This is a genomic window from Pseudomonas sp. NPDC087639 (genome assembly GCF_044743385.1).
Lineage (GTDB): Bacteria > Pseudomonadota > Gammaproteobacteria > Pseudomonadales > Pseudomonadaceae > Aquipseudomonas.
This window is the reverse complement of sequence record NZ_JBIUWI010000152.1, coordinates 1-2,646: the sequence shown is the minus strand read 5'-3', so window position 1 is coordinate 2,646 and position 2,646 is coordinate 1. Positions and strand designations below refer to the sequence as shown.

Annotated in this window: 2 protein-coding genes; both read right to left on the bottom strand. The window is 59.1% G+C overall.

Annotated features, from left to right (window positions below; translation table 11 throughout):
• Positions 1-69 precede the first annotated feature (69 nt).
• Positions 70-516, bottom strand: coding sequence for an NUDIX hydrolase (locus ACIOVB_RS27345; protein WP_401272257.1), 447 nt, complete (start codon positions 514-516; stop codon positions 70-72).
• Between the two features lie 86 nt (positions 517-602).
• Positions 603-2,646: NADP-dependent isocitrate dehydrogenase (locus tag ACIOVB_RS27340; RefSeq protein ID WP_401272256.1), on the bottom strand; the 2,044-nt coding region annotated here is incomplete at its 5' end.

The following is a 2,646-nucleotide window of genomic DNA, read 5'->3' as shown; positions in this document are numbered from 1 at the left end:
GATCACGCATAGGGATTCAATGAGTGTCTTGAAAAAGGACGCGATTCTATCAGGCTCACGGCCTCAAGGCTAAAGAGAAGGGCGGATCAGTTCGAGGCCGAAGTGATGGCCGGCCAGGTAATCATCGATGCAGCGGATGATCAGCTCACTGCGCCAGTTGTCGCGCTGCTCGATTAATTCGTCGCGAGTCAGCCACTTGGCGCCGAGGATGCCGTCGTCGAGTGGGTAGTCCGGATGGTGTTTTATGGCCTTCGCGGAGAAGCAAACACGTTGATAGGTCACGCCGTTGCTTGGCGCGGTATACAGGTAAATGCCGATCACGCCGGTCGGTTCGACGTCCCAGCCGGTTTCTTCGAGGGTTTCGCGCACGGCGGCTTCGATCAGGGTTTCATCCGGGTCCAGGTGGCCGGCGGGCTGGTTGAACACGTTACGGCCGGCCTTGTGCTCTTCGACCATCAGGAAGCGGCCGTTGTCTTCGACGATGGTGGCGACGGTGATGTGGGGGAGCCAGTCCATAGGGATTCCTCTGTCTTCTGTGTATCTTTGCCTGAAAACACAAACCCCGGCACAAGGCCGGGGTTTGTGATGTTCCCTTTACAACCTTAAACCAGCGCAGCAATCGCCGCGTTGAGAGTTGCGCTTGGGCGCATGGCTTTGCTGATCAGTTCGGCATTGGCGTGGTAGTAACCGCCGATGTCCACTGGCTTGCCCTGAACGGCGTTGAGTTCGGCAACGATGGTTGCTTCGTTCTCGGTCAGAGTCTTGGCCAGAGTCGCGAACTGCGCTTGCAGTGCAGCGTCTTCAGTCTGGGCTGCCAGGGCCTGAGCCCAGTACATCGCCAGGTAGAAGTGGCTGCCGCGGTTGTCGATGTTGCCGACTTTGCGCGATGGCGACTTGTTGTTGTCGAGGAACTGGCCAGTAGCCTGATCCAGAGTCTTGGACAGAACCAGCGCTTTCGGGTTGTTGTAGTTCACACCCAAATGCTCGAGGGATGCCGCCAGAGCCAGGAATTCACCCAGCGAATCCCAGCGCAGGAAGTTCTCTTCGACCAGTTGCTGCACGTGCTTCGGAGCCGAGCCGCCGGCGCCGGTTTCGAACAGGCCGCCACCGTTCATCAGCGGCACGATCGACAGCATCTTGGCGCTGGTGCCCAGTTCCATGATCGGGAACAGGTCGGTCAGGTAGTCGCGCAGTACGTTACCGGTCACCGAGATGGTGTCCTTGCCTTCGCGAGTGCGCTGCAGGGTGTACTTCATTGCGTCGACCGGCGCCATGATCTGGATGTCCAGACCAGCAGTGTCGTGATCCTTCAGGTAAGCCTGAACTTTCTCGATCACTACGCCGTCGTGAGCGCGCATTGGGTCCAGCCAGAAAATAGCTGGAGTGCTGCTGGCGCGAGCACGGTTGACGGCCAGTTTGACCCAGTCCTGGATCGGCGCGTCTTTGGTCTGGCACATGCGGAAGATGTCGCCGGCTTCAACAGCCTGTTCCATCAGCAGGGTGCCTTTGCTGTCGGTCACGCGAACCACGCCGTCAGCCTTGATCTGGAAGGTCTTGTCGTGCGAGCCGTACTCTTCGGCTTTCTTCGCCATCAGACCTACGTTTGGCACGCTGCCCATGGTGGTCGGATCGAATGCGCCATTGGCTTTGCAATCTTCGATCACGGCCTGGTAGATGGTTGCGTAGCAACGATCCGGGATCACAGCCTTGGTGTCGTGCAACTGACCGTCGGTGCCCCACATCTTGCCGGAGTCACGGATCATCGCTGGCATCGAGGCGTCGACGATAACGTCGCTCGGCACGTGCAGGTTGGTGATGCCTTTGTCGGAGTTGACCATCGCCAACGACGGACGGGCGGCGTAGACCGCTGCCATGTCAGCTTCGATCTGTGCCTGTTGCTCGGCCGGCAGGGCCTTGATGCGAGCGTACAGATCGCCGATGCCGTTGTTCAGGTTGAAGCCGATCTGAGCCAGCACGTCAGCGTGCTTGGTCAGCGCGTCTTTATAGAACTCGGCAACAATCTGGCCGAACATGATCGGGTCGGAGACCTTCATCATGGTCGCTTTCAGGTGAACCGACAGCAGCACGCCTTGAGCCTTGGCGCTTTCGATTTCAGCAGCGATGAATGCGCGCAGGGCGTTTTTGCTCATCACGGCGCAATCGAGGATCTCGCCAGCCTGAACGCTGGTTTTTTCTTTCAGGACGGTAGCGGTGCCGTCTTTGGCGATCAGTTCGATCTTCACAGCGTCAGCGGCGTCGATCAGGGCAGCTTTTTCGCTGCCGTAGAAATCGCCGGTGCTCATGTGCGCGACGTGGGACTTGGAGTCTTTGGCCCAGGCGCCCATTTTGTGCGGGTGCTTGCGTGCGTAGTTCTTGACCGACAGCGGAGCGCGACGATCGGAGTTGCCTTCGCGCAGAACCGGGTTCACGGCGCTGCCCTTGACCTTGTCGTAACGCGCCTTGGCGTCTTTGTCGGCGTCGCTGGTCACGGTTTCCGGGTAATCCGGCAGGTTGTAACCCTGAGCTTGCAGCTCTTTGATTGCGGCTTGCAGCTGTGGCACCGAAGCGCTGATGTTCGGCAGCTTGATGATGTTGGCTTCAGGCGTAACGGCCAGGTCGCCCAGTTCGGCGAGGTGGTCGGCTACG